The following is a 5075-nucleotide window of genomic DNA, read 5'->3' as shown; positions in this document are numbered from 1 at the left end:
TTATAATATATTTTTGCTTACTATAATATAGAATTAATGAGAACTTTGATAATATGTGAAAGTTTTTTTGGATTAGAAGAAAAATAGAATTAGAGTAGAATACTTAATTATAATTTAAGTTAGTGGAGGAATTTTTATGTCAGAAATAGTTGTTAAAGTTACAAGAGGATCTTTGGTTGAAAGTGTTCACAGAGCAGATATAGCAGTAGTGGACAGTAAAGGGAATCTTGTCTGTAGTTTGGGAAATTCACATAAAGTAACTTATATGCGTTCTGCAGCAAAGCCAATACAGACTTTAGAAGTTATATTGTCGGGAGCAGCAGAGAAATTTTCTTTTACAGATGAAGAAATATCCATAATGTGTGGTTCACATTATGGAGAAGAATTTCATATAAAGACTGTAGAAAAAATATTAAAAAAATTAGGACTTAAAATAGATAATTTATTATGCGGTTCTACGTTATCGTTGAATAAAGAGTATTCTAAAAAACTTTTATGGGATCATATAAAATTAAACCCCACTTATACGGATTGTTCAGGAAAACATGCTGGGATACTCTCCGTATGTGTTTTAGAGGGATATAGCCTGGAGGATTATAATTTACCTGAGCACCCTGTTCAAAAGGAGATTAAAAGAATAATATCTAGAGTTTGCTCCATAGAAGAGGAAAGTATCATTATAGGAACAGATGGATGTACTGTACCTGTTTTTGGAATGCCACTGTATAATATGGCACTGGGTTATTCCAGAATTGCCAGTGGTAATGGACTCCCTCAAAGTTATAAAAAGGCGGCAAATAGAGTATTTAGGGCAATGAATAATGCTCCCGAGATGGTAGCAGGCACTGATGGGTTTTGCACTGATCTCATAAAAAATACTAATGATAAAATTATTGGAAAGTTTGGAGCAGAAGGTGTGTATTGTATTGGAATTAAAGATATGAATCTAGGAGTAGCGATTAAGATAGAAGATGGCAATACCAGAGCATTATGGCCTACGGTTATTAAATGCCTGGAAGATTTGAATGTCTTGGATCGAAATGAAAAAAATCTGCTGAGCAAATATAAAAGTCAGCAAAATTTAAATAACGTAGGGAAAAAAATAGGGGATATATTTCCAGATTTCAGTTTGAAGAAAAACATCTAAAGTATATATGGCATGAAGATTATATGTATTTATAATGGCACTTACTTTGCCTAGAATGTTAAAAGATAAAGTAAAGTGCTGATTTTACTGAAAATAAGTTCTAAGGTTCAGGAAATATAATATTGTTCTAAATCCTAGAGCTTATTTTCATATAAAATTATGCAGCAAAAAACTATTCTGATAATTCTTTTAGCTTGTCTGTTAACGTGCTCAGGCTATTTATTGAGGCATCCAGCTCCTGTATTTGAGACAGTTGATTTTTAAAGGTATCAGTTGTAGATGAAATTCCCTTTGATATATTGCTTACAGATTTCTGTATTTCAGTCAGGGTTGAGTTTATCTCATTTATGGAGGTACTGCTTGAATTGGATAATTTTCTTATTTCATTTGCCACTACTGAAAATCCTTTTCCCTGTTCTCCAGCCCTTGAAGCTTCTATAGCTGCATTTAAACCAAGAAGATTGGTCTGAGAAGCTATATTTTTTATAAAATTTAACACTTCATCTGTATTTTCTGATTTATTTAAAGCATCTTTTACTTCATCTAGTATATCTTTATTGGATTTTACGGTGTTTTCTATTCCAGAGGATAATATGCTTGAAGCATGTGAGATATTTTCTATAGATTCTGATAGGATTTTAGACACTTCCTTGAATTCATAGTGTCTTTTTAAACTTTTTACAAGAACTATGCTGCCTATTATCTTTTCATTTTCCCTTACGGGTATTCCTATGGCTTTTATTTCAATTCCGAAAGTTTCTTTTGGAATTATAGAGGAATAGACTTTTCTGGCTTTGATGCATTCATAGGCTGCCCCCTTTGGCCTAAGAGGATCTCCAGCTTTTGCGTTCATGTTTATGTTTTTACTATTTACTACTTTTATAAAGTGAGTAGTATTTGACATGGTAAAAGCTATTTCATCATCAAAAAAATACTGCATGTAGGGCATTAAAGTTTCAAAAGCCTGCTGAAGTTTATTCTCAATTTCGATTTTTTCCATAATAGGTTCCCCCAATTTTAATAATATTGTCTATAACTATACAATAGCACAAATGGAAGGATTTTTTAATTATTTTAGAAAATAAAAGTCACATTTGCTAAGTTAATTAATATTATAAAAGTATAGAACACATGATGAAAAAAAAGAGTACCTAATAATATAATTATTAAAGATGATAAGGAGGGATCTTTATGTCACGTAGAAGTTGTGGTAGCCGAGGAAGCGGAAAGGAAATATTGGTTATAATAATAATTTTAATATTGTGTTGTGGCATTGACTGTGGTGATTTTGGAAGAAAGTGCTAGGTAGAAGCTGTCAAGTTGCACAAAAGTAAAATATATTTAGTAAATAATGTTTAATACTTTGCTGAATATAATTCTTTTGGTTTTAAGAATTTTGGTTAATTAATAAAAAGAAAGGACAAAAGATAAGAAATTAAGATAACTTAAAATTATATATTATAATTTAAGGATAATAAGGAGGGGTCTTTATGTCACACAGATGTTGTGATCGTGGACGCGGAAGCAGTTCAATAATAATAATAATAATATTATTGTTATTATGTGGTGGATGTGGAAGAGGAATATGCTAGAATAGTAAATAAAAGGGAAACAATTTTTCGTTTCCCTTTTTTATTATGTTTTAACAAGTTGAAGGTACTTTAGTGCCTGAAACTAAAAACCGCCCGCTATGCGGGTGTGATTAAATGCTTAAGCAAAAAAAGTATTACCTTTTTTGTTATAATGATGAATGTTCAAGTCATCAAAATAATTAGAAAGAAGGTAATACTCTATGGCAGAAAGTTTAGCACATAGCAAGTGGTTATGCAAGTACCATATAGTATTTACGCCCAAATATCGAAGAAAGATAATATACTACAAATTAAGAGAAGATATAAAAGAAATAATAAAAGATTTGTGTAAATGGAAAGGTGTAAGAATTATAGAAGGGCATATGATGCCGGATCATATACATCTTTTATTATCGATACCTCCAAAAACAAGTGTGTCAAGTTTTATGGGATATCTTAAAGGAAAAAGTTCAATGATGATATTTGATAGGCATTCAAATCTTAAATATAAATTTGGGAATAGACATTTTTGGGCAGAAGGATATTATGTGAGTACAGTAGGACTTAATGAAGCAACAATAGCAAAGTATATTCGAGAACAAGAAAAAGATGATCAAATAATGGATAAAATTACGACAAAAGAATTGAAAAACCCTTTTAAGGGTACAGTTAAGTAATCAATCCACTAAGGCTTGAACAAGGTAAAAGCCAGCGCCATTTAGGCGCTGGAAGTATTACGCCCTTATAGGGCTGGAGCAAGCCACCTCTTTTAGGGGTGGTTATGACTAATTGTTAAAACAATAGATTTTCGAGAGTATCTACATTTTTTATAAGTATAGAGTTTCTGTTGAAATCTATTAGATTGTCTTTTTTCATATTTACAAGTTCTCTTGAAAGTGACGGCCTTGGGATTCCAAGTTGCTCAGCCATTTCTTTTCTAGTACAACTTAAAGTTATTTTTGGACTCTTTTGGTGGTAATATTCGTCTAAAATATAAGATGCTATTTTTTGGCGAATGGTTTCATAGGATATATTTTTGAGCTTTTTATTCAGCATTAGTATTTTATTAGATAAAAGGGACATGAAATTATTTAGAAATACAGGGAACAGATTACATAATTTCAATATGTCCTCTTTTGATATAAACATTACAGATGCACTTCTTGATGCTGTTATAGTTGCAGGGTAGGTGCTTCTATTGGAAAATATTATAACTTCTCCAAATATGTCACTTTCTCTTAAACTGCCTATAGTAATGACTTTTCCCGAAGAAAATATCTTTTGTACTTCCAGAGTTCCACTTGTAATTATCCCTATTTTTGAGCAAGTTGATTCTTCAATAGCTATGATTTCTCCCTTTGAATAGGAAACAAGAGTATAGCTAAATTTTCCTAAAAAGCTTTTGATTTCATTTTCTGAAAAATTTTTCATCAGTATGCAGTTACTCAATGCACCATATATGTCTTTCATAATTTTCTTCAACCTCAATATTGATTATAATTTATAATGGTAACATAAGATACGGATTATATGATTTCATTTTATTATAATAAAGGCATAAAAACAAGGGAGGAATTTAAATGAAGAGGAAAATTGTTAATATAGATAGAGAAAAATGTAATGGATGCGGCTTATGTGTAAATGCATGTCATGAGGGTGCCATAGAATTGGTGAACGGGAAAGCACAGCTTATAGGCGATGAATACTGTGATGGGCTCGGAGATTGTCTTCCAGAGTGTCCTGTAGATGCAATAAACATAATTGAAAGGGAAAGTAAAGATTATGATGAAAAATTAGTTGTGGAGAAGAAAAAAGAAAAACTGAATCTTAAAGTTGACCTGCCCTGTGGATGCCCTGGAACGGCAGCAAAAATTATAAACAGGGTTCCAAAATCAAAAATACATGTAAGTACGAGTGGAGAAAATATAGGAAATATATCGAAACTTAGACAATGGCCAGTTCAATTGAAACTTATAAATCCTAAAGCAGCTTATTTAAAAAATGCAGAACTTTTGGTGGCAGCTGATTGTACAGCTTATGCTTATGGGAATTTTCATGAAGATTTCATTAAAGATCATATTGTGCTGATAGGATGTCCAAAATTGGATGATATAAATTACTATGAAGAAAAATTTACGGAAATCATAAAAAATAATGATTTAAAAAGTATAACTGTAGTGAGAATGGAAGTGCCCTGCTGCAGTGGTATTGTAAATGCGGTTAAGAATTCAATGTTGAGATCTGGAATAATAGTTCCCTATAAAGAGGTTATAATATCCACTGAGGGAAATATTGTAGAGAGATAATGATATTAAAGTACATTGTTAATATTAATACAATAATATTATAGATTGTAT

At 31.1% G+C, this 5075-nt stretch carries 5 protein-coding genes; 3 read left to right on the top strand and 2 right to left on the bottom strand.

Features of this window, described 5'->3' with window-relative positions:
* Nucleotides 1-136 precede the first annotated feature (136 nt).
* Nucleotides 137-1147, top strand: coding sequence for an asparaginase (locus J5G60_RS16580; protein WP_150358803.1), 1011 nt, complete (start codon nucleotides 137-139; stop codon nucleotides 1145-1147).
* A 172-nt stretch (nucleotides 1148-1319) separates the two neighbouring features.
* Here the strand turns inward: J5G60_RS16580 and J5G60_RS16575 are convergent, their stop codons facing one another.
* Nucleotides 1320-2147: a methyl-accepting chemotaxis protein gene (locus tag J5G60_RS16575; protein ID WP_150358802.1), complete on the bottom strand. Its 828-nt coding sequence runs from the start codon at nucleotides 2145-2147 to the stop codon at nucleotides 1320-1322.
* A gap of 792 nt (nucleotides 2148-2939) precedes the next feature.
* On the opposite strand from J5G60_RS16575, the gene tnpA reads away from it, so the two are divergent.
* The gene (tnpA, locus tag J5G60_RS16570) at nucleotides 2940-3395 is read left to right on the top strand and encodes an IS200/IS605 family transposase (RefSeq protein ID WP_150358801.1); all 456 of its coding nucleotides are present in this window, start codon (nucleotides 2940-2942) and stop codon (nucleotides 3393-3395) included.
* A 115-nt stretch (nucleotides 3396-3510) separates the two neighbouring features.
* Here the strand turns inward: tnpA and J5G60_RS16565 are convergent, their stop codons facing one another.
* A complete protein-coding gene (locus J5G60_RS16565; protein WP_150358800.1) occupies nucleotides 3511-4188 on the bottom strand; it encodes a Crp/Fnr family transcriptional regulator in 678 nt (225 codons plus the stop codon).
* 110 nt (nucleotides 4189-4298) lie between these two features.
* Here J5G60_RS16565 and J5G60_RS16560 point away from each other — a divergent pair, with 110 nt between their 5' ends.
* On the top strand, nucleotides 4299-5024 hold the full coding sequence (locus J5G60_RS16560) for an ATP-binding protein (RefSeq protein ID WP_150358799.1): 726 nt from the start codon (nucleotides 4299-4301) through the stop codon (nucleotides 5022-5024).
* Nucleotides 5025-5075: the final 51 nt, after the last annotated feature.

It is taken from the genome of Clostridium sp. HV4-5-A1G, assembly GCF_900184915.1.
Classification (GTDB): domain Bacteria; phylum Bacillota; class Clostridia; order Clostridiales; family Clostridiaceae; genus Clostridium_B; species Clostridium_B aromativorans.
This window is presented reverse-complemented; position numbering and strand designations above follow the sequence as displayed.